Genomic DNA, 25,753 nt, shown 5'->3' with positions numbered 1-25,753 from the left:
GAACCTGCCTGACGGAACGGGCCCGGACGATGCACTCGCATCGTCCGGGCCCGTTTCTTTTGCTTCTCTTCACTGTGGGACCGCTGTTGAGAAGCCCACGGCCAAGGCCGGGGTCCGGGACCTGGCGGCCGGGAAGAACGTGGCCGTCGCGCAGGGCGAGGCGCTGCTCGGGGACGGCTTCGTCGTACGGCGCGACATCCCGGCGGGCAAGCTCTACCTCACCGACCTCGGCACGGCGAAGACCACGGAGTTGGCGCCCATCGCCGACGGCGTCAGCGACGACCGGCAGCGGACGTGGACGGTCGACGCGTACGGCGGCCACGTGGCTTACCTGGACGCCGCGCAGCGCGTGCACATCAAGCCCGTGACGATCCCGCGTTCCCCGCTCACCTCGATCGACGCCAGGACCGGCGGCGACACCGACGCCGCCTCCACCGACGAGGCCGTGAACACCTGGCACGGCACCTGGCAGCTGTCCCGCCCGTCGGCGGGCTGGAGCCCGGTGGTCAGGAACCTGCGCGGAGCGGTGGTCGCCACCCGGACCGGCGCCGACCGCAGCGACGGCAAGGGCGGCTTCCTGAAGGCGGGGGTGAAGCTCGGCACCGGCTGGCAGGCGTACACCTGGCTCGGGACGCCCGGCGATCTGACCGGGGACGGAATTCCGGTGACACCGGTGACATTCGCGGTGCATGTCATGCCCCCGGCAAGGGAATTGCTGGGGGCATGACAACAATCCAGAAGGATCAGGCGGATCCGCCCGAGGGTCCCGGCGCAGGTTCCGATGAGGAGCGCCTCGCCCAGCTCGGCTACACCCAGGTGCTGGCGCGGCGGATGTCGGCGTTCTCGAACTTCGCTGTGTCGTTCACGATCATCTCGGTGCTGTCCGGGTGTCTGACGCTGTACATGTTCGGCATGAACACCGGTGGCCCGGCGGTCATCATGTGGGGCTGGGTGGGCGTCGGGCTGATGACGCTCGTGGTCGGGCTGGCCATGGCGGAGGTCTGTTCCGCGTATCCGACCTCGGCCGGGCTGTACTACTGGGCACGGGCGCTGGCGCCCGAGCGCAGTGCCGCCGCCTGGGCGTGGTTCACCGGCTGGTTCAACGTGCTGGGGCAGGTCGCGGTGACCGCGGGCATCGACTTCGGGGCGGCGAGCTTCCTCAACGCCTATCTGACGCTGCAGTTCGACTGGCCGGCCACCCCCGGGCACACGATGCTCCTGTTCGCCGGGATCCTCGTCCTGCACGGCGTGCTCAACACCTTCGGGGTGCGGATCGTCGCCCTGCTGAACGACATCAGCGTGTGGTGGCACGTGATCGGCGTGGCCGTCATCGTCGGGGCGCTCGCGATCGTCCCCGACAGCCACCAGTCGGCGTCCTTCGTCTTCACCGAGTTCGTCAACAACACGGGCTGGAACAGCAGCCTCTACGTGGTGCTGATCGGGCTGCTGATGGCGCAGTACACCTTCACCGGCTACGACGCCTCGGCCCACATGACCGAGGAGACCCATGACGCGTCCGTCGCCGGACCGCGGGGCATCGTCCGGTCCATCTGGACGTCCTGGGTCGCCGGCTTCGTGCTGCTGCTCGGCTTCACCTTCTCCATCCACAGCTACAGCGGCGCCCTGGGCAGCGACACGGGCGTCCCGCCCGCCCAGATCCTCATCGACGGGCTCGGCGCGGCCGGCGGCAAGGCGCTGCTGCTCGTCGTGATCGTCGCGCAGCTCTTCTGCGGTATGGCGTCCGTCACGGCGAACAGCCGCATGATCTACGCGTTCTCGCGCGACGGCGCCCTGCCGTACTCCCGGGTCTGGCACCGCATCAACGAGCGCACCCGGACGCCCACCAACGCCGTCTGGCTCGCCGCGTTCGGCGCGATGCTGCTCGGCCTGCCGTATCTGATCAACCCCACCGCCTACGCGGCCGTGACGTCGATCGCCGTGATCGGTCTCTACATCGCCTACGTCATCCCGACGTTCCTGCGGCTGCGCAAGGGCGACGCCTTCGAGCGCGGGCCCTGGCACCTGGGGCGCTGGAGCCGGCCGATCGGGATCTTCGCGCTGGGGTGGGTCGCGCTGATCACCGTGCTGTTCATGCTGCCGCAGGTGAGTCCCGTCACGGCGAAGAACTTCAACTACGCGCCGGTGGCCGTCCTCGTCGTCCTGGGCTTCGCCGCCACCTGGTGGCTGGTCTCCGCCCGTCACTGGTTCCTCAAACCGGCCGCCGACGGGGCCGCGGCCGGAGCCGGCAAGGGAGCCGGTCCCGGGGCCGACACGCGGACCGACTGATCCCGGGTGCGGTCCGGGCGCGGCCCGGGCGCAGATCATCCGCAGCCGATAAGACTCGGACCTGCGCCCCTCGCCGGGCTATGCTGCGGGTTGCGGGCCATTAGCTCAATTGGCAGAGCAGTGGACTTTTAATCCATTGGTTGTCGGTTCGAGTCCGACATGGCCCACCGTGAGAGCCGCAGGTCGTCCCCGGATGACCTGCGGTTTCTCTGTGTCGGGGTGGCTGGATCCGGCCCGGCGGGCGCCGGCGGGCGTCTGCGGGCGCAGGCGGGCGCTGGCGGCGCGGCCGCGGCGGGCCGCACGACCGTCGCCGGCCCTTCCCACGGCTGACCGGCAGCGATGCGGCGCGGACCCCGGTCCCGGCCCGGCTATGCTGGGAGGAACAACGGGCCGTTAGCTCAATGGTTAGAGCAGTGGACTTTTAATCCATTGGTTGTGGGTTCGAGTCCCACATGGCCTACCCGCAGGCGTACCGGTCTCGCCACCGGCGTCCTGCGAGAGCGCCCCGGTCGGGTTTCCCGACCGGGGCGCGCCTCTGTCCCGGTTCGGTGGGGACTCCCGGTGGGGACTCCCGTGGGGGCTCCGGTGGGGCCTTTGCCCACTTCGGTAGGGTCTTGTGGCGTGACCTACATAGTGGTGTTGTTCGCGCTCGTCGGCGCCGGCATGTTGATTTCCGCGCTCGAGCGGAAGGTCGACCGGGTCGAGCGGAGGATCCGGCTCATGGAGCGCCGTCAGGAGTTGATCCTGCGTCACCTCGGCATCGAGGAGGTGGACGCCCCCGATCTGCGGGAGATCAACGAGCTGGTGCGGCAGGGGAAGAAGATCCAGGCGATCAAGGCCTACCGCGAGCTGACGGGCGCCGGGCTGAAGGAAGCCAAGGAAGCGGTCGAGCGGCTGCCCGGGAACGTCTGACCTGCGGCGGAGCGCCCTCCCTGCATCCTGCGGTGGAGATTGTCAGGGCTGCCGCTAGGGGGCGGGGTAGGGATAACCCCCAGGCGTAATGGGGCATGAGCCGGATGGGTCGGGGTGCCCCGGTGCGGCAAAGTCAGTGACACCCGCCACTGACAAGGAGTTCGACATGGCCGCCACCTCGGTACCAGCCCCGGTCACCACCGGACCGTTGGCGGCCTTCGTGCGCTTCGTCGTCTGCGGCGGGGGAGTTGGGCTGCTGTCCAGCGGGGCGCTGCTGCTGGTCTCCGGCCATGCGCCGATCGCGCTGGCGAACGCGGTGGTGACCGTCGTGTCCACCCTGCTCGCCACCGAGCTGCACGGCCGGTTCACCTTCCGGGCGGGACACGCCCGGCTGGCCGACCACCTGAAGTCCGGTCTCACCGCCACCATTTGCTACCTGTTCACCACCGGCGCCCTGCTCGCCCTGCACGCGGTCCACCCGAACCCCGGTCCGCTGCTGGAGCAGAGCGTCTACCTCTCGGCGTCCGGCCTGGCGGGCATCGGACGCTTCGTGGTCCTGAAGGTGATGGTCTTCGCGACCGGCACCAAGGCCGCGGCCGGCACCCGGCCGGTCGGCAGGAAGGCCCTGCTGACCCGCCGGGCGGTCACCGTCGCCGCGTAGCCGCCTTACGCCTCACGCCCGGCGGCGCCGGGCCGGGAGGGTCGTCGCGGCGAGGACCAGGGCCACCGCGATCAGTCCGGCGCCGACGGTGAAGGCGAGATGGTAGCCACCGGTCAGTGCCGCGGGGGCGGACCGCCCGGTGCTCAGCAGGTGGGCGGTGCGGGAGGTGGCGAGGGTGTTGAGGAGCGCGAGGCCGAGCGCACCGCCGATCTGCTGGGTGGTGTTGAACAGACCGGAGGCGACACCGGCGTCCCGCTCGGTGGCGCCGGACATGCCGAGCCCGGTCAGGGCCGGAATGGCCAGCCCGAAGCCGGCGAGCGACAGCATCACCGGCAGCAGGTCGACGAGGTAACTCCCGTGTACGGGGACCCGGCTGAGCAGCAGAAGCCCCGCGAGCAGCAGCGCCAGGCCGGAGACGACCATCGTGCGTTCGCCGAGCCGGCCGGTCAGGCGGGCGGAGAAGCCGACCGAGACGATCCCGATCACGACGGCGGACGGGAGCATGGCCAGCCCGCTCCTCGCGGCGCCGTAACCCAGCACGTGCTGCATATAGAGGACGACGAGCACCTGGAAGCCGAACAGCGCGGCGATCATCAGGACCTGGATCGCGTTGGCCCCCGACACCTGGCGGGAGCGGAACACCCGCAGTGGCAGCAGCGGGGCGGCGGCCTTCGCCTGGCGCAGGACGAACCCGGCGAGCAGGGCGGCCGCCAGGGCGCCGAGACCGAGGGTGCGGGCCGAGGCCCAGCCGTTCTCACCGGCCTGGACGATCGTGTAGACGCCGAGCATCAGACCGGCGGTGACGAGCGCGGCGCCCGTCGCGTCGGCCCCGGAGCGCAGGCCGAGGCCGCGTTCGGTGACGAGCGTGCGGGCGGCCAGCACCCCGGCGGCGACGCCGATCGGCAGATTGATGAAGAAGATCCAGTGCCAGCTCGCGGACTGGGTGAGAACGCCGCCCAGCACCAGGCCGATCGAGGCCCCGGCGGCACCGACGAAGCTGAACGCGCCGATCGCCCTGGCCCGCTCCCGCGGCTCGGGGAAGAGCGTCACGATCATCCCGAGGCTCACCGCCGAGGCCATCGCGCCGCCGACACCCTGGACGAACCGGCCGGCGATCAGCAGCTCCGGCGAGCCGGCCACCCCGCACAGCAGTGAGGCGGCGGTGAAGAGGGTGATGCCCGCCAGGAACATCCGCTTGCGGCCGATGAGGTCGCCGAACCGTCCGGCCAGGAGCAGCAGACCGCCGAACGCGATCAGGTAGGCGTTGACGACCCAGGCGAGGTCCGGCTGCGAGAAGCCGAGGTCGCTCTGGATGGCGGGCAGCGCCACGGTCACGATGCTGCCGTCCAGGATGACCATCAGCATCCCCGCGCAGAGGATCGCGAGCGCCAGCCAGCGGGACCGGTCGCGGGGCGGGGTCCGCGGATCCGGACGCGGCGGGGTCCGGGTCTCGGTCCGGGTCTGCGGTGTGGTTCTCGTCAGTGACATGAGGGCGTCTCTCCGCTCGGGCGTTCGAAGCCGACAAGAGAGACGCTAGCAGATGGTTTTGTAGTAGACGATATTTTTCGGAACTAGATTCGGACCTGGGTTCGGACCTGGATCCGGACCTAGATCCGGGCCTCCCGGGCCCGGCGGACCGGACGCGGTGATTCCACGGGGGTGGCCAGCCGGCCCTCGGTCAGCCGCTGCACGGCCGCGGCGAACACCTTCCGCTCGCCCTCGGGAAGCGTGCCGAGCACCTCGCTGTGGATGCGGTCGATGATCGCCAGGCCGTCGGTGATGTGCTGGACGCCGGCCTCGGTGACCGAGATGATCCGCGCTCGGCGGTCCGTGCTCGAAGGACGGCGCTCCGCGAGCCCGGCCTTCTCCAGCTCGTCCATCGTCACGACCATCGTGGTCTTGTCGAGGTCCGCGAGCTCCGCCACCTGCGCCTGGGTCAGCTCGCCCGGCAGCGCGTGGGCCAGTACGCAGTGCAGACGCGGCGAGCTGTCGATTTCGGCGAGCGCCGCCGTCAGTTCGGTGGTGAGCACATGCGCGATGTGCTTCAGCTGGAACGTGAGGTCCGGGACGCGGCGTACCGGCGGGGTGGGCCGGTGGGGGTCGGGAGTCGCTGTGGGTGCCATGCCGCGAGGGTAACAAAACTCGTCCTGTACCGGATCGTCCCGTAGGGGACGACATGGCCCGGGGCCCGGTGGCCTAGGGTCTGTCGTCTGGATCTCCGTGGGGGAAGGAGCGGTGTCCGGTGCGTGCAGCTGCAAGGCGGAGGAGGGAGGCGACGCGGAGCGTCGTCGACCGACGACAACGCGGCAGATGTGCGTGCTGGACACCGCGACGCCGCGGAGATCCAGACGACAGGCCCTAGCAGGGCTGCCGCCACGCGTCGAGGTTCAGGTGCTTGAGCATCGAGCTGAGGCGGAGCCGCCGGGCGGTCGGACAGAACTCCGTCGTCGCCAGGGAGTACTCGGTGTGGAACACCGCCTTGTCCGCCTCGATGAACGGGGTCAGCTCGTCGCACTCCTCGTTCTGCGCGCACTCCTCGTTGACGGCGAAGTCGAAGTCGCCGACCAGCTCCGGGATCTGCTCCAGATCGTTCTTGAGGCCGACCGCCATGCCGCGCTCGTGGGCGAGCCCGGCGAGCATGCGGTTGTAGGCGAGCTGGTCGGCAGCGGTCAGCGGGAAGCCGGACCGGTTGGTGTAGGCGTCCATGAGATCGGGCTCGACGCCGTCGAAGCCCTTGGCGCGGCACATGTCGAAACGTTCCGCCATCAAGGGGCGCAGCAGGTCGAGGCGGCGGATGTCCAGCCACCGCTCGCCGCTCCAGCCGTTGCCGAGCCCGAGGAGGACGGCGGGGAACCGCACCCGGTCGGAGCGGAAGTCCTCCCAGGCGCCCGCGTTGACGTAGCAGATGACCTTGCGGCCGTCGGCGTGCAGCCGGGCGACGGTGGCGGCGTCGTTCTCGAAACCGTCGATGTCGTAGACGGGTACGTCGACGCCCGTGTCGACCTTGCCGCTGAGCTGCCACTGCCAGGCGGTGCCGGGGTGCGGCCGCCAGCGGTCGGACGGCGGGGCGGGGATGGGGGAGGGGTGGTGGTCGTCAGGGGCGGGGTCCGGATCAGGGTCGGCGCCGCAGGCGGCGAGCAGCAGAAGCAGGAGCGGGAGGAGGAGTGAAGGGAGGAACGAGGGGCGGAAGGCCGGCGGCCGGGAGCCGGTGGCAGACCTGCGGATCAACGGTTCTCCTCCTGCTGGTGCCGGTGTCGCCCCCGGATCCCGGTGACATCGGTGAGGCCCGGGGATGTCAGGTCCGGGGACGCGACGTCCGGGGAAGTGAGGTCCGGAGACACACCCTGCCAGGGGTTGGCGCCGCTTCCCGGGACCGCGCAGTGCACGGCCGCGCCGCGCAGCCGGGCGGTCCGGGAGGCGAGGCCGCAGAGCCTGGCGGGCACGTCGTACACCAGATGGCAGAAGCGCTCCGCCGGATACGTGCCCGTCCAGGCCGGTACGGCCGGCGCCGCGCGGTACGTCGCCCAGCTGCCCTCGAACGTCACCAGCAGATCGGCGAACTCGGCGTACCCGGGCGCGGGGTGCACGCCCGGATTGAGGACGACCGTCCGGGAACCGCAGGCCCGCGCGGTCCGCGCGAGCCAGCGGTAGTAGCTGAGCAGCCCGGCGTCGGGCGCGGCCTGGTCGAAGAAGACGCCGTCCGTGCCGTACCACTTGCGGTGGTGGCGCAGGTCGGCGACGACCGCGTGGGTGGGGCGGCGGCCGTACGCGGTGTCCACGTATCCGAGGACGCGCACGCCCGCCGCCCGCAACTCCTCGGCCACCGCCGCGAAGGCGGGGTCCCGGACCGTGCCCGGCCCGTCGGCGACGTTGAGAACGACGCCGTAGAGCAGGTCGGCGGCCCCCACCAGCGTCCGCCAGGCGCCGGGGTCGACGGCCGGGTGGACGTAGAGCGGGACGAGCAGCTTCCCGTCGCTCATGACGCGGCCGGGACGCCGGCCGGAACCTCGCCCGGGACGCCGGCCGGTGCCCTGGGCGGAACGGCCGCCGGTGCGCCCTCGTTCCACAGGTCGGCGAGCGACCGCGCGAGGGTGAAGTGCGGCCGCCAGCCCAGGGCCGCGGCGGCCGCGGAGATGTCCGCGCGCTGCCAGGACACCGCGGCGGAGCGGTGCGACCCCGGACCGCTCTCCTCGACCCGGCCCCGGAAACCGGACGCGGCGACCAGCCCCTCCGCGATGGCGCGCACCGGGGTGGCGCCGCCGCCCGCGATGTTCAGGATCCGCGGCAGCGGCTCCGGGGCCATGGCGGCGAGCACGGCGGCCCGCGCCACGTCCCGTACGTCGACGTAGTCGCGGTACGCGGACAGGTCGCCGACGCGGATCACGCCCTCCGCGCCGTCCGGGAGCGCCCGGCGCAGCTCGGCGACGAGCCGGCCCGGCAGGCTCGCCGCCGGCGACCCCGGGCCGATCGGGTTGAAGACCCGCAACACCGTGGCGTCCAGGGCGGATTGGGCGACGATGAGCGTGCCGGCCAGTTTCGTGGCCCCGTACGCCCCCGGCGGACGGGTCGGGGCGGATTCGTCGATCGACCGGCCGGGGGCCGTGGCCCCGTACTCGCCGGCAGAACCGAGGTGGACGAGACGGGCGGTGGGCGCGGCCCGCCGCAGTGCCTCGCAGAGGACGGCGGGGCCACGGGTGTTCACCTCGGCGAGCCGCAGCGGGCTGTTGCCCACCGAGCCGACGCAGTTGACGACGGCGTGCGGACCCAGCGCCCGCAGCGCCTCCTCGAGCGCGTCGACGGAGATGGTGGTGAGGTCGATCGGCAGGCCGTCGACCAGGGCGGGTGGGGAAGCGGACGGGAGGGAGGACGGCAGGGCGGGCGGGGACACCGGGGTGGACCGGCCGCCGCCGAGCACCCGCACGCCCGGGAGGGCGCGCAGCTGCCCGGCGACGTGGGCGCCGAGGAATCCGGTGGAACCCAGACAGAGAATGCGTCGCATGGCGTCGGGTCACGCCCCCTTGAGCAGCAGTCCGCGGTGGGTGGTGAACTCGGCGTTGGCGCGGTCGTAGTCGTCCGGACGTCCGATGTCGAGCCAGTAGCCGTCGAATTCGTAGGCGCTCGGCGGGGTCTTCGCGTTGAGCAGGTCGAGCACCACCTCGTCGAAGCCGAGCGGCAGCCCGGGTGTGTAGTCGAGGAGCGTGGAACGGGACAGGCCGTACACGCCCATCGAGACCCGGTAGTCGATGCTCGGCTTCTCCGTGAAGGCCACGACGTTGCCCGAGTCCGTGGTCAGCACCCCGAAGTCGATCTTCACCTTCCGGGCGTAGGTGGCGATGGTCAGCGGGCTGTCGGCGGTCTCGTGGTGCCGCAGCACGTCGCCGAAGTCCAGGTCGGTGAGGATGTCGCCGTTCATCACGAGGAACTTCTCGGGCAGCCGGTCGAGCATGGTGAGCAGCGGCCCCATCGTGCCGAGCGGGCTGTCCTCGGTGGAGTAGCCGACGCGCATCCCCCACTGCGAGCCGTTGCCGACGTAGGCGCGGATGATGTGGCCCAGGTGGCCGATGGCGATGGTGCAGGTGGTGAATCCGGCGTTCGCCAGCTGCCGCATCACGATCTCCAGGATCGCGTGCTGGTCGCCGATCGGGACGAGCGGTTTCGGCAGGGCGGTGGTGTAGGGCAGCAGCCGGACGCCCTTGCCTCCGGCCAGAATGACTGCGTGCATGTGGTTGGTCCCCCCTCTGGCCTGGCGGCCAGACGTCGCGTCCGGTTCCGGGGTTCGATCCGGGACCGGGAATCTCCTGAGTCGGGTCCGGGAGCCCGGAGTCGGTTCCGGTCGTTCCGGATCCGGTTCCGGGAAGTCCGGAGTCAGATGTTGTAGAGCGCGGTCTTGTAGCGGGCGAGGTTCGCCGGGTCGCGGAAGAACGCGATGGTGTGTTCCAGGCCCTGTTCCAGGCTGTGGTCGGGCGCCCAGCCGGTCGCGTCCCGCAGCCGGGTGGCGTCGCAGACCAGCCGCATCACCTCGGAGCCGGCGGGCCGGATGCGCTGCTCGTCCTCGATGACGTCGAGGTCGGTCTCCATGAGCTTGCCGATCAGCTGCACCAGGTCACCGACGGAGATCTCGCCGCCGGTCCCCGCGTTGAAGGTCCGCCCGACCACGCTCCCGGCGGGCGCGGTGCCCACCGCGAGGAACGCCCGCGCGGTGTCCCGTACGTAGCTGAAGTCGCGGGTCGGCCGCAGGTCGCCGAGCGTGATGGTCCGCTCCCCTGCGGCCACCTGCCCGATCACCGTCGGGATCACCGCTCGCATGGACTGCCGCGGTCCGAAGGTGTTGAACGGCCGCAGTGTCACCACCGGGGTGCCGAAGCTCGCGAAGTAGCTGTCCGCCAGCCGGTCGCCGCCCGCCTTCGAAGCGGCGTACGGGGACTGGGTGTTGATCGGGTGGTCCTCGGAGATCGGTACGGTCTGCGCGGTGCCGTACGTCTCGCTGGTGGAGGTGTGCACCAGCCGCGGGATCTCCAGGTGGCGGACGGCCTCCAGCACGTTCAGGGTGCCGGTGACGTTGGTGTCCACATAGGAGTGCGGTGCCCGGTACGAGTACGGGATCGCGATCAGCGCGGCCAGGTGGTAGACGGCCTCGGCGCCCTCCACCAGCTCCCGGACGGAGCCCGGGTCGCGGACGTCGCCCAGGACCACGTCCACCTGGCTCATCGTCTCGGCGTCCAGGGTCTCCAGCCAGCCGAAGGAGGAGAACGAGTTGTACTGGGCCATGGCGCGCACCCGGTGGCCGGAGGCGACCAGCGCCTCCACCAGGTGTGAGCCGATGAAGCCTTCGGCGCCGGTGACGGCTACCAATGTCATGTCGAATGCTCCGGTTTCTCGAAAGGAGTTGGGGACTTGGGACAGGTTCGGGTCGGGGCGGCTCAGCGGTGCGACGTGGCGCGGCCCAGCAGGGAGCAGGCGATGGCGATCAGTACGGCCGCCGCGCTCGCGCAGGCGACCAGCTGCACGACCGGATGGTCACCGAACTCCCAGCACAGGAAGGCGATTTCGATCACGGCGGCCGTCATGCAGACCAGCGCGGCGGGCCACGCGGCGCCGAACGCCTGGAGCAGCAGCGAGAGCCACAGCACCGCGCCGAGCGTCAGCAGCGCGCACAGCCGCAGCGCGCCGGGTGCCGGCGCCCCCGGCCACAGCGCGGTGAGAGCCGCCGCGAGCGCCGCGAGGACGATCAGATAGCCGGCCAGGCACCCCAGCAGGACGGAGGCCGACCGGGTCCGGAAGCCTCCGGCGTCGACGCTGCGCCGCAGCGCGGCGACCCCGCGGCCGCGGAAGCGGTACAGCAGCCACTCGGCCGCGCCCATGCTCAGCGTCAGCGCGACCGCCGAGACACCCGCGCCCAGGGCCAGCACCAGGACCAGCACCGCGCTGGCCAGCCCGTACAGCCCGTAGGGCAGGGAGGCGGTGAGCGGCGGGGGTGCGGGTGCGCCCAGCTCGGGCGGGGTGCGCAGTCCGCGTACGACCTGCCGGCCGGCGACCAGCAGCGCCGCCACCGGGGTGGCGATGACCAGACAGGCCCGCGCCGCGGGCGGCAGGTCCCACGCCAGGAGCAGCGCGGCACCCACCGTCGTCGGGGCGAGGGCGAGCAGCAGATCCCGTTCCCTGCCCAGCACCAGCAGTGCCGTCGCCGCCGCCAGATAGCTGGACTGCCCCACCGCGAACGCGGCTTCACTGCCCCGCGACGCGAAGGCGATCGCGAACGCCGACGCGAGCAGTGCCCCCGCCGGTGCGCCCCGCAGCAGACAGCGGGCGGTCGCCCGCCGCCCGTCCGAGCCGAGCCGCAGATAGGCGCGGTGCGCCAGGGCCTGGTTCCAGGCCCAGCCGGCGAGCGCGGCGGCGGACAGCGCCACCGTCCCGGCGGGCAGCCCGAACGCGTCCGGCGGACCCGTGAGCAGGGTCCCGCCCAGGACGTACGCCAGCCCCGGCAGCCCGAAGACGATGCCCCGCAGCAGACACCGCCAGGGGTTGATCCCCCAGGGATCGGGGCCCGGCTCCGGTGCGGGGTAGCGGCGCTTGCCCGCGCCCCTGGCGTGCAACTCCTCGGCCAGCGCGAACAGATCGGACCGCCCGTACCGGTGCACGATGAGCTCGTGCGTGAGCCCCTCGGACTCCAGGACGGCGGCGATCTCGTCCGCGTGCACCGCGGCCGCGCACACCTCGTCGAGGCGCTCGGCCAGTTCCTCCAGCGGGTCCTCGGCCCAGGCGGGCCGGCGGCGCTGCCGCGGCACCGTCGGCAGGGCGCCCCCGTCGTGCGGCACGAGCCGCAGCGGGCCGCTCACTGGGCGACCTCCGTGACGGTGGTGTCGTCGACGACGGCCGGACCGTGGTGGCCGTGCGGGCTGCGGGACTGCCACTCCACCCCGACGGGGGTGAGGACGAGCCACGGCTGCCGGGCGGACAGTTCGCTGTAGATGCCGCGGAACGTCTCGATCGTCTGGCGCAGCGTGAACTGGTCGATCACCCGGAGCCGCGCGTCCCATCCCATGGACGCCCGGGTCGCCGGGTCGCGCAGCAGCGCGAGCGCGGCCTTCGCCATCGCGGCGGGGTCGCGGGGCGGGACCACGAGGCCCGCCTCGCCGACCGCCTCCCGTACGCCCCCGACATCCGTGGAGACGGTGGCGCGCGCGCAGGACATCGCTTCGATGAGGGTGAACGGGAAGCCCTCGCTGATGCTGGAGAGCATCACGACGTTCCCGGCCGCGTACGCGTCGCGGATGTCCTCGACGCGCCCCTCGAACGTCACCCCGTCCCCGACACCCAACTCGGCCGCCAGCGCGATGCATCGGTCGCGGTACCCCTCGCCGCCCCTCGGCGTCCCGCCGAAGAGCCGGAGCAGCGCCTGCGGCAGCTCGGCCCGTACGAGGGCGAAGGCGCGGATCAGCGTCTCCAGGTCCTTGATCGGGTCGACGCGCCCGGCCCAGCTGAGGGTGGGCACCGCCGGTTCCGGCCCGGCCATCGGGAAGGCGCCGGGGTCGACGCCGTTGTACACGGTGCGGATCCGGTCGGGCGCGGTCCCGCCGCGTTCCTCCCAGCGCCGGTTGTAGCGGCTGCCGGGGGTGACGAGCGCGGCGCGGCGGTACGACTCCTCGGTGAGCAGCCGGTAGAAGCCGAGCATGAGGGCCTTGACGGGCCAGCCGTAGGGGCCGGTCCGGTAGCCGAGATACCGCTCGCGCAGATAGACACCGTGCTCGGTGAGCAGGAACGGCGTGCCGTGCTCGTGGTGCGCCAGCAGCCCCGGAAGGGTCGCGAGGCCGCCGCTGACGGCGTGCGTGATGCTTCCCGGCAGGGGTTCCGCGGAGAGCGGGCGCAGCGCGTGTTCCAGCAGGTCAGTGGCGGTGAGCGCATCGTGCAGGGTGGGCCTGGCCGCCGCGGCGGCGACATGCGGCCGGTTCCAGACATCGGTGAGGATGCGCAGGGCGTCCTCGGAGCGGAGCGCCGCGGAGAGCGATCCCGCGCGGGCCAGCGCCGCCAGCGCGTACAGCTGGGGAGCGAACTCCGCTTCCGCGGCCGGATCGAGCAGGGCCAGCAGGAAGCGTTCGTAGCCGGCCCGGAACAGCTGCGCCTGGCGGCCGCGCGGTGCGCGGCCCGTCGGCGGCTCGCCCCACAGCGGTATCTCGGTGAAGTCCCGTACGTTGCCCGGAAGATCCCAGGCGAGGGACTCCCGCCCGGTGCCGGTCACGGCTATCAGACGGAAGTCGAAGTCCGGTATTCCCCGGACGAGTTGGTCGCACCACACGCTCACGCCGCCGTGGCTGTGTGGATATGTGCCCTCGGTCAGCAAGGTCACCTGGGTCTGCATGGCGAATCGGTCCCCCCACGGGTCCGTCGGTGAATGCGCCGCGTACGGTTCGGTCCTTCGCGGCACTGGAGGGCGCCGGAGCGCCGGCTGTGTGCCGGCGGCTCCAGCGCCTTTCAACGTGGTTGTTCGGTCGTGCTGGGTCGTGCGGGCGGAACGGGTGCTGCTCGGTCGTGCTGCGCGTGTTGCCCCTGCTGCGCGTGCTGCTCAGCTGCGGTGCGAAGCCGTCGCCGAGCAGGCGCTAGCGCCGTGCTGCCCTGGCGTTCTTTCGGTGCTGCTTCTGCTTGCCGGTGTCACCGGGGCCGTACGGAACCGGCTCGGTCGCACCCGTCGGCACGGGCAGTGCCTGCGCCGGGGCCTTCGCCTTGGCGGCCTGGGCGCTCTGCGCGGCCTTGGCCGGCGTCGCGGTGACGACGGCGGGTGTGGCGGCTGCGGTGAGCTTGAGCGTCACCGAGGTCTGCAGCGCACCCGGTGCCACCCAGCCGGACAGCTGTCCCGCGTAGGCGCCGCCGAAGGCGGTGGTGCCGACGAGCTGTGCCTGGCGGGTGCCGACGGGCATGCTCGCGGTCGACTGCACGCCGCTCGGCGCGGTGACGGTGACCGTGTCACCGATCCGGTAGGCGGTGACCTTGTTGGCCTTGACGGCCGTGTCCCAGGCGGCACGCTGGGACAGCTCGGCGGAGATGTCGGCCATCCGGAGGTTCACGATGGGCGTGCTGGCGGCGTACAGGTTCTTGTAGTCGCCGAGGATCTTCTCCATGACCGGATAGGCGATCCGGTCCTCGGCGAAGTTCGACTGGTGCACGTAGTGCGGCCGCGGGTTGTTGGACAGCACGTGCCCGAGGTCCGTCCGCGCCTCCAGCGGCACGATGTACGAGGCGTAGCCCGTCGCCGTGTCCAGCGGCGTGTCCAGGCAGGTGGACGTCGCGGAGCCCTCGCAGATGCCGCTGCCGCCGTCGGCCGCCCTGGTGTAGATCCAGTTGTACTCGTCGACCTCTTCGCTCGCCTTGCCCGCGTTGTAGAAGACGTTCATCGGGAAGCGCGGCACCGTCAGTGCCGGCCCGACCTTGCGCTGCTGCGGGTCGCGCGAGTTGTCGCTGCCCAGCACCGTCACGCCGGTCGCGGTCAGCGACGTGGCGAGGTTCGGGTTGTCGAGCGGCTGCTGCGGCAGGATCTTCAGGCCGGAGTGCTCACCGGTGAGCAGCTCCTGCTTGTTCACGGTGAGGCCGTGCTGCGTGGCCCAGGTCGTGTTGTTCTTGATCTGCGCGGTGATGTCCGCCTTGGAGGTCCACACCACCGCGCCGGTGGCGGTCGTCGAGCACTTCCACGGCACCACGGAGACGTCCTGGACGCAGCCGAGGTACGGGTGGGTGTAGGTGTGGTTGACCCAGCGGTAGGCGTTCTTGTCGGCGATGAGCTGCGTCGCGAGCGGGTCCGTCCCGCCGTGCTCCGCCTTGTAGTCCTCGCTGCCGCCGCCGTTGTACATCAGGTCCGGTGTGAAGCCGTTCGCCGCCGACCACTGCTTGAGGTAGGTGGCGTCCGCGGGCGTCATCCGGATGGGGTCCGGATCCGACTGGTCGGTGCCGACCGCGCAGTCCACGTCGCCCGGGGTGCAGTTGAGCGTGGGGTTCCAGCGGTCGTCGCCGAGGAGTACGTCGTCCATGTGCAGGGCGAAGTAGTTCCGGTCGGCGCCGAGGTGGATGCCCTGGGTCATCCACTCGACCATGCCGCGGGCGAGCAGCCGGAACTGCTGCTGGTACTGGTTGTAGACGAACGTCACGACCAGTTCGCGGCGGCCGTCGTGGCTGTACTGCCCGACGAGCGAACCGCGGGCGGTGCTTCCCTGGATCGGCGCGTCCACGTAGCTGGTGAACGTGGCTCCGGCGGCCTGGGTCGCGAGGGGCGTGGCGAGGAAGCCGTAACTCTCGCCGACCGTCGGTGAGTTGTCCTCGAAGGGCACGTTCCCCTTGAGGTAGCCGAAGGGCCCGGCGGTGGCCGTCACCGCGGCGGTGGCACCGTCCAGCGAGCCGATGTAGCCGGGGTCCTGCGCGTAGTTCAGCCCGACCTCGGGCCGGGCGTAGGTGTACGCGTCGACCTGCGGGATGCCGAAGGCCGTCTCGTACGCGGCCAGCGCCGCCATCTCGGCGGATCCGGCGCCGAACGGGTTGTCGTTCGGCAGCACGACGGCCTGGAACTTGGCGCGCGGCCGTCCGCTGACCGTGTCGCTCAGATAGGCCGCGGTGATCTGCGGCCGTGCGGCGTTGTTCAGATCGAGCGTGGTGTACGGCGTGCCCGCGCTGTCGAGTTCGGCGGCGATGGCCTGCGTGGCCGGCCCGCCGTCGTCGACGACGAGCACCCGCAGATCGATCCTGGGCGTGACGGCCGCGGCGGTCGCGGCCGCGGAACTCATGCCGGCTGCGGGCCAGGTGAGGGTGAGCATCGCCGCGGCGGTACACGCGGTGGCAAGGCGGGTCGTTCGACCCATGGATTCCTCCCCCGGGAGGGCACGCCGGGGCAGCCCTCTCAGGCGCCCCCGGCCCTCCCTATTCCAATGAACTGGGTTGCAGTGGGATAGGTGCGACCGTCAGATCTCCCCGTCTTGAGGTCGCCCGTGTCACATCGTGGAGCAAAGGGCAGGGTTTGTGGAGGGGAATCGGGAAGGCGGTGAAAAAGGCACAGCATTGTTCATTTCCGAAAGCGGGTTCTCGGCTCTCGGAGCAGCGGGTGGGGCGGGAGCGAACCGGGTGGGGGATGGGTTTCCGTCGGGCACGGGACGGGTTTCCGCTGGTTGACGTACGTGTGAGCGAATAGTAATCAGCGGAAACGTTAAAGCAATATCCCGAGGTCGGGGGCGCCGGGATGCATAAATGCGCGCACCGGGAGGCGCCGGGAATTCAGGGATAAGTTACTGTCCAGGATTTGTCTCCGCTGTGTTCTGATTTCGTAACAGCGGGGCCCTGGGGAGTTCTGGACGGAGTTTAGGGCGCGGCGCCGATTGGTGAATCCGGTGCGTGCCGCGGTGTCCGCCGGGGCGTCAGACTCCGTTGACGAGCCGGATGTACCGCACCCAGTCCCAGTTGGGCCCGGGGTCGGTGTGGTCCGTGCCGGGGACCTGGACGTGGCCGATGATGTGGTTGCGGTCCTTGGGGATGCCGTACTTGTCGCAGATCGCGGCGGTGAGCGCGGCGGAGGAGTGGTACATCGCGGTCGTGAAGTACGCCGGCTGGTCCACCCACCCCTCGTGCTCGATGCCGATGCTGCGCGTGTTGTAGTCCCAGTTGCCCGCGTGCCAGGCGATGTCGTGCTCGCGCACGCACTGCCCGATCGATCCGTCCGACGACTTGACGACGTAGTGCGCGCTCGCCTGGTGCGCCGGGTCCTGGAAGACCCGGATGGTGTTGGCGTAGGTCTCCTGCGTGACGTGGATGACCACGAGGTTGACCGGATAGCTCGTGACCCGGTTCGACGCCGTGTAGTTGCCCGTGCTCGCGGGGGACCAGACGGCCGACGGGTAGTCGACCGTCGCGGCGTCCGCGCGCATCGAGCCGACGAGGCCGGCCGCCGCCACGGCGCCGATCGCGAGGCCGCCGCGCAGCAGGGTGCGACGGGAGGTCGAAGGGTCGCCGGGTGCGGCGGGCGTGGCGGCGTTGCCGGGCGTGCGGTCCATGGAGGCTCCCTGGGACGTCATGGTGGGCCGGGTGCATGACCATCGGGTGGGGCGTGACCATCGGGTGGAGGGTGACCATCGGGTGGGACGTGACCATCGTGGGCCCCGCGCGTGAACGCTGCCAAGGGCCAGGCGAATTGGCAGTGGTCCAGACCGGTGAAGAGTGCGCCGAAGCACCGTACCAACACCTCCGGGACCACGGCTTTCACCGTTACACGGAGGTGACGCTTCCCGCATGATCCGGGGATCGGCCGCGTGTGACGATTTCCCTGTCGCAAGCCGCAGGGACCGAACAGGAACGCTGAACGGGAAGCCGCGCGGGGCGCAAAATCCAGCTCCACCCTTCACGTTCCTGTTCCCTGGGGGGATCACCATGTCTGCTCGCACCCTGTCGCGCCGTCCACGTCTCGCCGCCGCCGTCACCGTGGCCGCCGCCGTCTGCGGCACGGCGCTCATGCCGGCCGCGGCGTACGCCGACGCCCCGGCCGCCAAGCCGCTCCACATCGCGTTCGGCACCCCGTCGCCGGCCGGCCCGCTCGCCCGGGGAGGGGCGACCGAGTCCTACACGGTCAGTGCGACGAACAACAACGGCAAGGCGGTCGAGTTCAACGCGAACGTCTTCGGCGTCCCGAGCGGCCCGAGCCCGCTCGACGGCTCCGAGGTGAAGCTCGCGGTCGTGCCGGTCTCGGCGCCGGCCACCGACATCGAGGTGGGGCGCCAGGACATGGCGATGGTGGTGCACCTCCACCCGCACGGCACGAAGTCCGCCCCCTTCTCGATCCCGGCCAACACCACCTACACCTGGAAGATCACCGTCGGGCTCAACACCAACTTCCCCGCCAACGACGGAAATCTCACCCTGACCTTCGACACCGGCAACTACGAGGACAATCCCTCGCACTCGATCCCGTCGATCTCCTTCCAGGCCAGCCCCTCGATCAGGATCGGCACGATCAAGGATCACTTCGGCGGCGCCACCAAGGTGTCGGCTGCGAAGCCGGCGGTGTTCTCGCTCGATGTCGTCAACGAGGCGGGCGGTCACTTCAGCAAGCCTCTGCGCACCCAGCTCACCGCGTTCGGCGCCGGCGGCGACCCGGCGCTGGACCTGTTCGTGTGGCTCGAAGGCCGCTGGGTCGAGGTCGCGGCTCCGGACCACGTCAACACGTGGCTGCTGCCCGACATCCCCACCGGCTTCGCCGAGGGGACGTACCACTACAAGCTCAAGTTCACGCTGCCCGCGGACAAAGCCCCCAAGGCGGCCAAGGTCCTCGAGCTGAACGCCCAGACAGGGCTGAGCAGCGGCAACACCAGCATCATCGCCGAGACCGACGAGAAGATCACCGTTCTCCCCACGGCCCCGGTCACCACTCCGACCGGCACCCCGTCGGCCACCCCGACCCCGACCCCGTCGCCGTCCTCGACCACGAGCAGCCCCGCCGCGGCGGCCCCGGCCACCACGGACGCGCCCATCACCAACACCAAGTCCTCGCTCGCTCACACCGGTGCCAACGGCAGCAACGGCACCCTCGCCGCCGGCGCGGCCGCCCTGGTCGCCGCCGGTGCGGCCATGGCCTTCGCCGGCCTCCGCCGCCGGCGCCGGCAGGGCTGACGCGGGCGGCGCGACGATCTGAGTGACGCACTGGCGTGACGATCTGAGTGACGCACTGGCGTGACGATCTGACGTAACGAGACCCTGACGTGACGAGACCCTGACGTAACGAGACCCCGACGTAACGAACCCCGGCCGGAATCATCCGGCCGGGGTTTCGTCATGCATCACGTTCCGTAGTGGGTCCACCCCACTCCGCATAACAACTGACTCACGCTCACATCACCGTCGTATCACTCCGATCACCCCTCTTCGCCCGATTGCATCCCGTCCATCCCATTAGTCACCTCCGCCAACTCCTCCTTTCAGCTTGGAAAAGACCCCCGGCTCAATTACCGTTCGATAACGCAGCGCGGTCGTCACTGCCGCCGTAGAGGCGGCACCGTGCGCTTGCCGAATCCCGTCCGCGGGAACCGGGGACCCACTAATTGGGGTGAATCGGGCTGCGCTTTGGCCCGTAGGAGACCTTCCTGCTCCGAACCCGTCAGCTAACCCGGTAGGCGAGAAGGAAGGAAAGGAGAGCGCCACCCGTGGCGTCGAACCAGTCTGCCTACGCCCCTTCACCCGAGGCTCCGGAAGCCGGGGAATGGGACGAATGGAACCCCACCGCGGAGTCCGTCGCCCCGGATCGGGGCAACAAGCACCGGCTCCCCAAGCCGCGTTCCATAGCCCGTGGTTCGACCGTTTTGAGCGTCGCGGCCGTGGCCGCGATGGGCGCGGGCGGAATGGCGGCGGCCGCCGACAAGTCGCCGGTGCCGATCTCGCTCCCGGACCTGTCCGAGCTGCCGGACGCGCCGGACCTTCCGAAGCTGTCCGAGATGCCGGGGATCAGTTCCCTCGTGGGCGGGGACCACGCCCCGGTGGCCGCGGCGTCCACCGCCGAGCACGGCGCCACCACGACCTCATGGTCGGCGGACGCCGGCGAGGCGCTCCGCACCCGCATCCTCGAGCACGTCGCCCAGCAGCGTGACGCAGCGGACCAGGCGGTGCGCGACGCGGCCGCCGGCCAAGCGGCGGCAACGGCCGCCAAGGAGGCCGCCGCGCAGAAGGTGCGGGACACGGCCGCCGCGGCGAAGGCGGAGGTCGCCGCCAAGAAGAAGGCCGCGGAGGTCGCCGCAGCGAAGGCCGAGGCCGACCGCCTCGCCGCGCTCGCGGCCTCGTACACCAAGCCGGTCGCCTCGTACACGCTCACCGCGAGCTTCGGGGAGTCCAGCTCCCTGTGGGCCAACACCCACACCGGCCAGGACTTCGCGGCCCCCACCGGTACGCCGGTGTCCGCGATCCACAGCGGCACCATCACCTCGGCCGCCTGGGCGGGTTCGTACGGCTACCGCATCATCCTGACCCTCGATGACGGCACCGAGATCTGGTACTGCCACCTGTCCTCCATGGTGCAGACCTCGGGCAAGGTCACCACGGGCGAGACCATCGGCCGGGTCGGAGCCACCGGCAACGTCACCGGGCCGCACCTCCACATCGAGGTCCGCCCGGGAGCGGGCGACCCGATCGACCCGATGCCGTGGCTGCGCGCCCGTGGCATGGACGTCTGACCGAAGGGGCCCGGCCAACCGCTGAGCAGCCCAACCGCCCAACCGCCCAACCGCCCAACAGTCCAACGGCAAACCCTGACGGCCCTGGTGACCCCCCGCGCCAGGGCCGTCGGCATGTCCGACCGTCCGACCGTCCGACGAACTCTCGGGCCTACGACAGGTCGACGATGTCCTCCGCGTAGAGCGTCTCCAGCGGCCGCGGGCCGATGTACTGCTGGCAGTTGCACGGCCGGGCCTCGTACGAGACGGGCTTCTTCTCGGCGTCCCACGCGGTCGGCGTCTGCACCACTTCGTGGCACTTGCCCTGCTTGTCGTGCTTGGCCAGATGGTGCGTGCAGCCGCAGATCGCCTCCGGCGGCCGGTTCGCCGCCTGCAGCGCCCGCTGCTTCTCGCCCTCCGCGGAGATCAGCTCGACCTTCCGCTCATGCCGGGTACGCATGGCATGCCGGAACCGATTGCCCCACCAGCCACCGCCCGACAGGACGACCCACGCAATGGCCCACACGTACCAGCCCACGACCGACCGCCCCCATCCTCCACTTGCACGCTCGCGCCTCGTGTGGCGTGAAGTTGCATCGTAGTAGCCGCAGCTGCCGCAAACACCGGGGCCGCAGCCCGTGATCCAGCGCAAGGCCGGAGCGTCTCCCCGAAAAGTGGGCCGGCCCCCTCAGACCCCTGCCAACGCCGCACGCACCCGCGCCCGTCCTTCCCGCGCGACAGACGAGGCCGGAGCCGACGGCGTACGACCCTCGCGTGCACACGGCCCGCACTTGCCCCGGCCGGCCGCCAACGGCCGCCCGCAGTTCTCGCACTCAAGGACATCAGGCCGATGCCCGGACGGCGCCTTCGGCGGAAGCTTCCGGCTCAGTCGCGACCGTAGAAATCCAGCGGGCGTGAACACCGTCTTCGGCAGCCCGGCGGTCAGCATCTGCGCGAGCGCCCCCTCCGGCACTCCCCGCTCCCGCCACTGTGCCAAGAGGGGCAGCAAGGGCACCGCTTCCAGCACCCCGAGCGTCAGCCGGGGTTCAATCCGCGCGATCCGCCGCAGCAGCGCGCCGTCCTGGGTCGTCAGCTCGACGGTTTCGGCGAGCCCGCCGGGCACACTGCGCTCGGCCGAGACGATCTGCACGGGGGAGGGAGGTACTTCATCCCCCGTACTTTCCCCCGTAGGGGTATTTCCCGGATCCCCGGAGTCCCGCTTCCCGGCCGCCGGACCGACCTGCGGATCCTCGTGCACGGAGGTGCGCGTCGTGATCTTCCCTGTCTCGGGGTCCTGCACCCGCTCGACGACGTAGTAGCCGTATCGCTTGAGCTCATCAAGGGCGTTGGCGATCTGCTGCCGCCCCGTCTTGCACAGCGAGGCCAGCTTCCGTACGTCGATCCGCTCGCCGTCGAACCGCGACAGCAGGTACCCGAGCACGCCCCGCGCGACGAAAGACAGTCGATTGTCCTGGAGCGCCGCATTGGAGACGACGGTGTAAGCGCGACGGTGCGCGCTACGATGAATGTGCATGGGGAGGTGTTGCTCCTAGTGCCGGACCCCGGGGCGTTGGCGCGCCGCCGGGGTCACATGGTTGCTGATGTGATGTGACGCACTGTAGCGCCAACTCCCTGTATCCAAACCTTCGTTCACCCCTACGGGTGATCGATGCGGCCCGCCGCCTCGGCCAGGCGCCGCCGCCGCACCCAGAACGCCAGCGGCGCGGTAGCGACGGCCGCGAGAGCTCCCGGCCCCTTGAAGGTGTCCGGCACCGGCAGCGTCGCCCAGCGGTTCACCGGCCAGGCGACCACGAAAGCCCGCCCCACCACATTCTTGACCGGCACAAAACCATCACCGGCGCGCTGCCGCTGGTGATACCGCGAGTCCTGCGAGCCGTTGCGATGGTCCCCCATGACCCACAACATCCCCCGCGGCACCTTCACCGTTCCCACGGGATCGTCCCCGCACGGCGTCGCCCCGGGAAAGATGTACGGCTCGTCCAACGCCACCCCGTTCACCTTCACCGGCCCGCCGGCGTTGCACTCCACGGTGTCGCCACCCACCGCGATCACCCGCTTGATCAGATCCTTCTCATCGGCGGACGGCATCAGCCCGATGAAGCTCAACACCCGCTGCGTCTGCCGCTCCACGGCATTCTGATGCTTCACCGGCTGGTCCTTCAGCCAGTCGCCCGGGTCGTGAAACACCACGACCTCCCCCCGCTCGGGCTCGGCCCCGAACCACGGCGTCAGCTTGTCTACCAACACCCGGTCGCCCTCCTGCAGCGTGTTCTGCATCGACCCCGAGGGAATCGAGAACGCCTGCACGAAGAACGTCTTGATCCCCAGCGCCAACACCAACGCCACCCCAACCAACAACGGCCACTCCACCCAAGCCGGCCGCCTCCGCCGCGGCCTCCGCACTCGCGCCGCCGTCGCGTCCCCTATCGCACCACTCTCCGCCACGACCGCGCCCCCGCTCCTTCTTCGTACACACCGTCGGTTATCCAACGAACGGGGGTTCCCACCGAGTACGCAGGCTCACGAGTTCAGCCCTTCTTGCTGTCCCGTACGGTCAAGAGATGCTTGAGGTGAATCCATTGTCCTCGGGCCAGATGACCTCTATTGACATCCTGCTGCACAGGTCAATCATGTCTTGATCGGGTTTCAGCGGAACCAAGAGGGCAAGAGTTGGCGTTGGGGTCAAATAGCGTTGGTAGTCAAAGAGTTGACCAATCGCCATGCGGATTGACTCGCGGGCAACGGAACCTTTTCCCTCTATGAGCACATTGCTGGTGACGTTGTGTAGGTCGGTGTACAAGGGCTTGAGTCCCCGTGCGAGGGAGATCCTCTTTCGCTTCACCGTAACGCCAGTGGACTCCAAGTAACTGCGATATGCCGTGACGAGAAGGGCCTCCCGGCGCTCAGCCTCACGCGGCTCCTGTGAGGGCTTGACCGTCACGTGGCTGGTGTTGTGTTGCTCGACATCGACATCCGTCACACTGTCTATCGCTGGGTGAGGGGCCGGCAGTGCGGGTGCAGGCTGGATATCGGTCGAAACTGGCTTGAGGCGAAACATGATCGCGCTGCGCAGCTCACCCTTGCTATCCGGTGTGTCCGTCCTATACCAGGATGGTTCGTCATCCAGGGAAAACTCTCCGAGGTATTCGACTACTCCACTTGAGGCAGACCTAAAGAGATGCAACGGCCGGGCGTTCTTGTGATGCTGAAGGACGGCGAGGTTTCCGCCCGTCATCTCTTGATCGCCCTCCTGGCCTTCCCCGGTGTAGTGATAGTGGCCATCCACCCCCCAGCTATCTGCGTATCCGTGTTCGCGATTCTTCTCGGGGTAAGAGAACAGAAAAATGTCTGGGGTTGAGCGAGAAGGAGCTATCCCTTTTTGTCGATTTCCCTTATAAAGGTCGTGTATCTCACTTCTGCGAAGTTTCTGTCCAATGATGAAGTTCATTATTGATCCCCCAAGATTGCCACAGGTAGGCGAAGTTGAAGGATAGTAGTACTAGTCTGACGCGCGGGGAGCATTTTGCAGGTTTGCTGCGCGGCGGCGATAGCCCGGTCAGCCCTTGCTGGGGTACGGGCGCAGTTCGCTGGTGTCGATGAGCCAGGGGCCGAGGGTGACTGGCTCGCCGAAGACGTAGTCGTGTCGGGCTCGGTAGCGGGGGCCTTCGGGACTGGGGCCGGGGTCGGAGAAGACGGCGATGGTGCCCTTGCGGGGATCTACGAGCAGGTAGAGCTCGATTCCCATGGCCGAATAGTCCGCGACCTTCTCGATGTAATCGTTGGAGTGGTTCGAGGGTGAGACCACTTCGGTGACCAGGGCGACGTCGCGGGGATGGAAGGGATCCATCGTGTCTTCGGCGAAGGTGGCGAGCGGGACGACGATCACGTCGGGGCGTCGCAGTTTGCCGAGGGAAGCATCCTCGACCTCGCCGCCGGTGTGCGCGACGAGGGCGGCATCGAGTTGCTGGTCGAGCTGCTGGCGGATCCGCAGCGCGATGAATTCGTGGGGCCTGGACGGCGACATCATCATGAGGATCTCGTCGCCGCTGATCTCAAAGCCGCGCACTGTGTCGGGAGTGTGCTTGGCGAGGTCCTCGGCGATGGCGCGGATCCGGGCGTAGTCCATGCCTTCATTCTCCTACACGGTGCCCGGGCGGCCGCAGTGTTCTGCGTACGGGATCTGGGCGCCGCACCAGCAAGGGGTGTTGCGGGGTGGGGGCCAGGGGGTGGCGTGGCCGCGGGCGGCCAGGGAGGTGGCGTAGGCCGCGGGGAGGGACGGGGTGGCCGGCGGGAGGGTCTGGGTGCGGGCGTAGGCCTCGTACGTGGGGAGGGTGGCCGTGACGACGCCGAGGAACGGGGCGCCCGTCGCCGAGAGGGCGTGCAGGGCCTGTTCCACGCTGCGCAGGTGCTCGGGGTAGCTGCCGTAGTCGGCGGCGAAGACCGGGTACCGGGTGAGCAGCGCGATGAGTTCGGCCTCGGGCCAGTACAGGACCGCCAGCGGGTAGGGACGGGACAGGGCGGCCCGGTGGTCGGCGAGTTCGGTGCGGAGGCGTTCGATCTCGCGGCGGACCTCGGCGGGGTCGTCGGAGCCCAGGGACCAGAGGCGTTTGGGGTCGTGCAGCTCGTCGAGGGGGACCGGGGCGCTGTGGACGTAGTCGGCGAGGTGGTCGCGGTCGTCGTGGGACTCGCCGAGGAGCCGGCGGACGCGGTGCCGGGTGATGAGGATCCTGCGGGCCTCGTACGTGACCTCGTCGGGGGTGAGGAAGTGGTCGGTGGCGTCCTCGAACCAGGCGGCGGCGGCCGGCAGGTCGTCGTGGACCTCGAAGGTCTCGCCGATGATCTGCCACGGCGGCAGGCTCGCCGGGGCCTGCGCTCGGACCGCGACGGCGAGCTCGCGGGCCTGCTGCTCGGCGCCGGTGTCCCACAGGGCGGCGGCCTTGAGCGCCTGGACGAGGGCGGGGTCCGAGACGGGGTCCGAGGCGGGGTCGAGGAGTTCGTCGTAGAGGGGCAGGGCCTGGGCCGGGCGCTCGGCGAGGATCCACTGCGCGGCGGCGGCGAGAAGCAGCTCCTCGCGGTCGTCGGGGTGCTCGGGGACTTTCCGCAGGAGCCGCTCGGCCTCGGCGGCATGTTCGCGCTGCTCGGACATGGTTGGACGCTACTGCGATGTGCCGTCGCAGGCCAGGGTGCGGGTGGGGCGCGGGCCGGGCGCAGGGGA

The 25,753-nt window shown here is 70.3% G+C and carries 23 protein-coding genes, 2 tRNA genes and 1 riboswitch; of the genes, 8 read left to right on the top strand and 17 right to left on the bottom strand.

The annotated features are described in order from the left end of the window. Positions 1 to 139: 139 nt before the first annotated feature. The 6 genes from LNW72_RS19130 (at position 140) to LNW72_RS19105 (ending at position 3,859) form a co-directional block, all read left to right on the top strand. Positions 140 to 727, top strand: a complete 588-nt coding sequence (locus LNW72_RS19130; RefSeq protein WP_250976527.1) for a hypothetical protein — start codon at positions 140 to 142, stop codon at positions 725 to 727. Continuing rightward, entirely contained in the window at positions 724 to 2,286 is a 1,563-nt protein-coding gene (locus LNW72_RS19125) for an amino acid permease (RefSeq protein WP_250976526.1), read from the top strand. The genes LNW72_RS19130 and LNW72_RS19125 overlap by 4 nt, the downstream gene beginning before the upstream one ends. A 94-nt stretch (positions 2,287 to 2,380) precedes the next feature. Beyond that, positions 2,381 to 2,453 (top strand) — tRNA-Lys (locus LNW72_RS19120). Positions 2,454 to 2,673: 220 nt separating this feature from the next. After that, positions 2,674 to 2,746, top strand: a tRNA-Lys gene (locus LNW72_RS19115). 161 nt (positions 2,747 to 2,907) lie between these two features. Continuing rightward, positions 2,908 to 3,198 (top strand): ribosomal protein L7/L12, encoded by a 291-nt coding sequence (locus LNW72_RS19110; protein WP_250976525.1) that lies wholly within the window; start codon positions 2,908 to 2,910, stop codon positions 3,196 to 3,198. 166 nt (positions 3,199 to 3,364) lie between these two features. After that, complete coding sequence (locus tag LNW72_RS19105) at positions 3,365 to 3,859, top strand: GtrA family protein (protein ID WP_250976524.1); 495 nt, start codon at positions 3,365 to 3,367, stop codon at positions 3,857 to 3,859. Positions 3,860 to 3,871: 12 nt separating this feature from the next. Here LNW72_RS19105 and LNW72_RS19100 read toward each other — a convergent pair whose 3' ends face one another. The 11 genes from LNW72_RS19100 to LNW72_RS19050 all read right to left on the bottom strand — a co-directional run bounded on the left by LNW72_RS19100 (position 3,872) and on the right by LNW72_RS19050 (position 17,379). Beyond that, positions 3,872 to 5,224, bottom strand: a complete 1,353-nt coding sequence (locus tag LNW72_RS19100; RefSeq protein WP_250980224.1) for an MFS transporter — start codon at positions 5,222 to 5,224, stop codon at positions 3,872 to 3,874. 242 nt (positions 5,225 to 5,466) lie between these two features. Continuing rightward, the gene (locus LNW72_RS19095; RefSeq protein ID WP_250976523.1) at positions 5,467 to 5,982 is read right to left on the bottom strand and encodes a MarR family winged helix-turn-helix transcriptional regulator; all 516 of its coding nucleotides are present in this window, start codon (positions 5,980 to 5,982) and stop codon (positions 5,467 to 5,469) included. Between the two features lie 235 nt (positions 5,983 to 6,217). Beyond that, positions 6,218 to 7,087, bottom strand: coding sequence for an endo alpha-1,4 polygalactosaminidase (locus tag LNW72_RS19090; RefSeq protein ID WP_285369639.1), 870 nt, complete (start codon positions 7,085 to 7,087; stop codon positions 6,218 to 6,220). After that, the gene (locus LNW72_RS19085) at positions 7,084 to 7,839 is read right to left on the bottom strand and encodes a spherulation-specific family 4 protein (protein WP_250976522.1); all 756 of its coding nucleotides are present in this window, start codon (positions 7,837 to 7,839) and stop codon (positions 7,084 to 7,086) included. The genes LNW72_RS19090 and LNW72_RS19085 overlap by 4 nt, the downstream gene beginning before the upstream one ends. Next, entirely contained in the window at positions 7,836 to 8,858 is a 1,023-nt protein-coding gene (locus tag LNW72_RS19080; RefSeq protein ID WP_250976521.1) for an NAD(P)-dependent oxidoreductase, read from the bottom strand. Before LNW72_RS19080 ends, LNW72_RS19085 begins: the two co-directional genes overlap by 4 nt. Before the next feature lie 9 nt (positions 8,859 to 8,867). After that, positions 8,868 to 9,581: a sugar phosphate nucleotidyltransferase gene (locus LNW72_RS19075; protein ID WP_138355802.1), complete on the bottom strand. Its 714-nt coding sequence runs from the start codon at positions 9,579 to 9,581 to the stop codon at positions 8,868 to 8,870. A gap of 143 nt (positions 9,582 to 9,724) precedes the next feature. Further along, the gene (locus tag LNW72_RS19070; protein ID WP_250976520.1) at positions 9,725 to 10,717 is read right to left on the bottom strand and encodes an SDR family NAD(P)-dependent oxidoreductase; all 993 of its coding nucleotides are present in this window, start codon (positions 10,715 to 10,717) and stop codon (positions 9,725 to 9,727) included. Between the two features lie 62 nt (positions 10,718 to 10,779). Beyond that, entirely contained in the window at positions 10,780 to 12,195 is a 1,416-nt protein-coding gene (locus LNW72_RS19065; protein WP_250976519.1) for a hypothetical protein, read from the bottom strand. Continuing rightward, on the bottom strand, positions 12,192 to 13,715 hold the full coding sequence (locus LNW72_RS19060; protein ID WP_250976518.1) for a DUF3492 domain-containing protein: 1,524 nt from the start codon (positions 13,713 to 13,715) through the stop codon (positions 12,192 to 12,194). Before LNW72_RS19060 ends, LNW72_RS19065 begins: the two co-directional genes overlap by 4 nt. A 238-nt stretch (positions 13,716 to 13,953) precedes the next feature. Next, positions 13,954 to 16,197 (bottom strand): hypothetical protein, encoded by a 2,244-nt coding sequence (locus tag LNW72_RS19055; protein ID WP_250976517.1) that lies wholly within the window; start codon positions 16,195 to 16,197, stop codon positions 13,954 to 13,956. A gap of 549 nt (positions 16,198 to 16,746) precedes the next feature. Then, positions 16,747 to 17,379: a peptidoglycan recognition family protein gene (locus LNW72_RS19050; RefSeq protein WP_250976516.1), complete on the bottom strand. Its 633-nt coding sequence runs from the start codon at positions 17,377 to 17,379 to the stop codon at positions 16,747 to 16,749. Positions 17,380 to 17,752: 373 nt separating this feature from the next. Between LNW72_RS19050 and LNW72_RS19045 the strand changes: the two genes are divergently transcribed. Together LNW72_RS19045 and LNW72_RS19040 are read left to right on the top strand one after the other, a co-directional pair. After that, positions 17,753 to 18,988 carry a hypothetical protein gene (locus LNW72_RS19045; RefSeq protein WP_250976515.1) on the top strand — a complete coding sequence of 412 codons (1,236 nt, stop codon included), beginning with the start codon at positions 17,753 to 17,755 and terminating at the stop codon, positions 18,986 to 18,988. 381 nt (positions 18,989 to 19,369) lie between these two features. After that, positions 19,370 to 19,506, top strand: a riboswitch (cyclic di-AMP (ydaO/yuaA leader). A gap of 12 nt (positions 19,507 to 19,518) precedes the next feature. Next, positions 19,519 to 20,538, top strand: a complete 1,020-nt coding sequence (locus LNW72_RS19040; RefSeq protein WP_250976514.1) for a M23 family metallopeptidase — start codon at positions 19,519 to 19,521, stop codon at positions 20,536 to 20,538. A 151-nt stretch (positions 20,539 to 20,689) separates the two neighbouring features. On the opposite strand, the gene LNW72_RS19035 is transcribed toward LNW72_RS19040, so the two are convergent. The 6 genes from LNW72_RS19035 to LNW72_RS19010 all read right to left on the bottom strand — a co-directional run bounded on the left by LNW72_RS19035 (position 20,690) and on the right by LNW72_RS19010 (position 25,684). Next, positions 20,690 to 20,977 (bottom strand): hypothetical protein, encoded by a 288-nt coding sequence (locus LNW72_RS19035; protein ID WP_232486134.1) that lies wholly within the window; start codon positions 20,975 to 20,977, stop codon positions 20,690 to 20,692. A gap of 228 nt (positions 20,978 to 21,205) precedes the next feature. Further along, complete coding sequence (locus LNW72_RS19030) at positions 21,206 to 22,051, bottom strand: helix-turn-helix domain-containing protein (RefSeq protein WP_250976513.1); 846 nt, start codon at positions 22,049 to 22,051, stop codon at positions 21,206 to 21,208. A 122-nt stretch (positions 22,052 to 22,173) separates the two neighbouring features. Then, complete coding sequence (gene lepB / locus LNW72_RS19025; RefSeq protein WP_285369636.1) at positions 22,174 to 23,028, bottom strand: signal peptidase I; 855 nt, start codon at positions 23,026 to 23,028, stop codon at positions 22,174 to 22,176. Between the two features lie 64 nt (positions 23,029 to 23,092). Continuing rightward, the gene (locus LNW72_RS19020) at positions 23,093 to 23,986 is read right to left on the bottom strand and encodes a restriction endonuclease (protein WP_250976512.1); all 894 of its coding nucleotides are present in this window, start codon (positions 23,984 to 23,986) and stop codon (positions 23,093 to 23,095) included. A 108-nt stretch (positions 23,987 to 24,094) separates the two neighbouring features. Further along, a complete protein-coding gene (locus LNW72_RS19015) occupies positions 24,095 to 24,664 on the bottom strand; it encodes a Uma2 family endonuclease (RefSeq protein WP_250976511.1) in 570 nt (189 codons plus the stop codon). Between the two features lie 12 nt (positions 24,665 to 24,676). After that, positions 24,677 to 25,684, bottom strand: a complete 1,008-nt coding sequence (locus LNW72_RS19010) for a hypothetical protein (protein WP_250976510.1) — start codon at positions 25,682 to 25,684, stop codon at positions 24,677 to 24,679. Positions 25,685 to 25,753: the final 69 nt, after the last annotated feature.

The organism is Streptomyces sp. RKAG293, from assembly GCF_023701745.1.
Lineage (GTDB): Bacteria > Actinomycetota > Actinomycetes > Streptomycetales > Streptomycetaceae > Actinacidiphila.
Note: the sequence above shows the minus strand (reverse complement) of the source record. Positions and strands in the feature narration are given on the sequence as shown.

Coding starts and splice junctions, on each gene's coding strand:
- LNW72_RS19020 (WP_250976512.1), bottom strand. CDS start 23,986: ATGAACTTCATCATTGGACAGAAACTTCGCAGAAGTGAGATACACGAC.
- LNW72_RS19100 (WP_250980224.1), bottom strand. CDS start 5,224: ATGCTGATGGTCATCCTGGACGGCAGCATCGTGACCGTGGCGCTGCCC.
- LNW72_RS19045 (WP_250976515.1), top strand. CDS start 17,753: ATGTCTGCTCGCACCCTGTCGCGCCGTCCACGTCTCGCCGCCGCCGTC.
- LNW72_RS19050 (WP_250976516.1), bottom strand. CDS start 17,379: ATGGACCGCACGCCCGGCAACGCCGCCACGCCCGCCGCACCCGGCGAC.
- LNW72_RS19055 (WP_250976517.1), bottom strand. CDS start 16,197: ATGGGTCGAACGACCCGCCTTGCCACCGCGTGTACCGCCGCGGCGATG.
- LNW72_RS19080 (WP_250976521.1), bottom strand. CDS start 8,858: ATGCGACGCATTCTCTGTCTGGGTTCCACCGGATTCCTCGGCGCCCAC.
- LNW72_RS19060 (WP_250976518.1), bottom strand. CDS start 13,715: ATGCAGACCCAGGTGACCTTGCTGACCGAGGGCACATATCCACACAGC.
- LNW72_RS19015 (WP_250976511.1), bottom strand. CDS start 24,664: ATGGACTACGCCCGGATCCGCGCCATCGCCGAGGACCTCGCCAAGCAC.
- LNW72_RS19070 (WP_250976520.1), bottom strand. CDS start 10,717: ATGACATTGGTAGCCGTCACCGGCGCCGAAGGCTTCATCGGCTCACAC.
- LNW72_RS19125 (WP_250976526.1), top strand. CDS start 724: ATGACAACAATCCAGAAGGATCAGGCGGATCCGCCCGAGGGTCCCGGC.
- LNW72_RS19010 (WP_250976510.1), bottom strand. CDS start 25,684: ATGTCCGAGCAGCGCGAACATGCCGCCGAGGCCGAGCGGCTCCTGCGG.
- LNW72_RS19085 (WP_250976522.1), bottom strand. CDS start 7,839: ATGAGCGACGGGAAGCTGCTCGTCCCGCTCTACGTCCACCCGGCCGTC.
- LNW72_RS19075 (WP_138355802.1), bottom strand. CDS start 9,581: ATGCACGCAGTCATTCTGGCCGGAGGCAAGGGCGTCCGGCTGCTGCCC.
- LNW72_RS19105 (WP_250976524.1), top strand. CDS start 3,365: ATGGCCGCCACCTCGGTACCAGCCCCGGTCACCACCGGACCGTTGGCG.
- LNW72_RS19035 (WP_232486134.1), bottom strand. CDS start 20,977: ATGCGTACCCGGCATGAGCGGAAGGTCGAGCTGATCTCCGCGGAGGGC.
- LNW72_RS19095 (WP_250976523.1), bottom strand. CDS start 5,982: ATGGCACCCACAGCGACTCCCGACCCCCACCGGCCCACCCCGCCGGTA.
- LNW72_RS19030 (WP_250976513.1), bottom strand. CDS start 22,051: ATGCACATTCATCGTAGCGCGCACCGTCGCGCTTACACCGTCGTCTCC.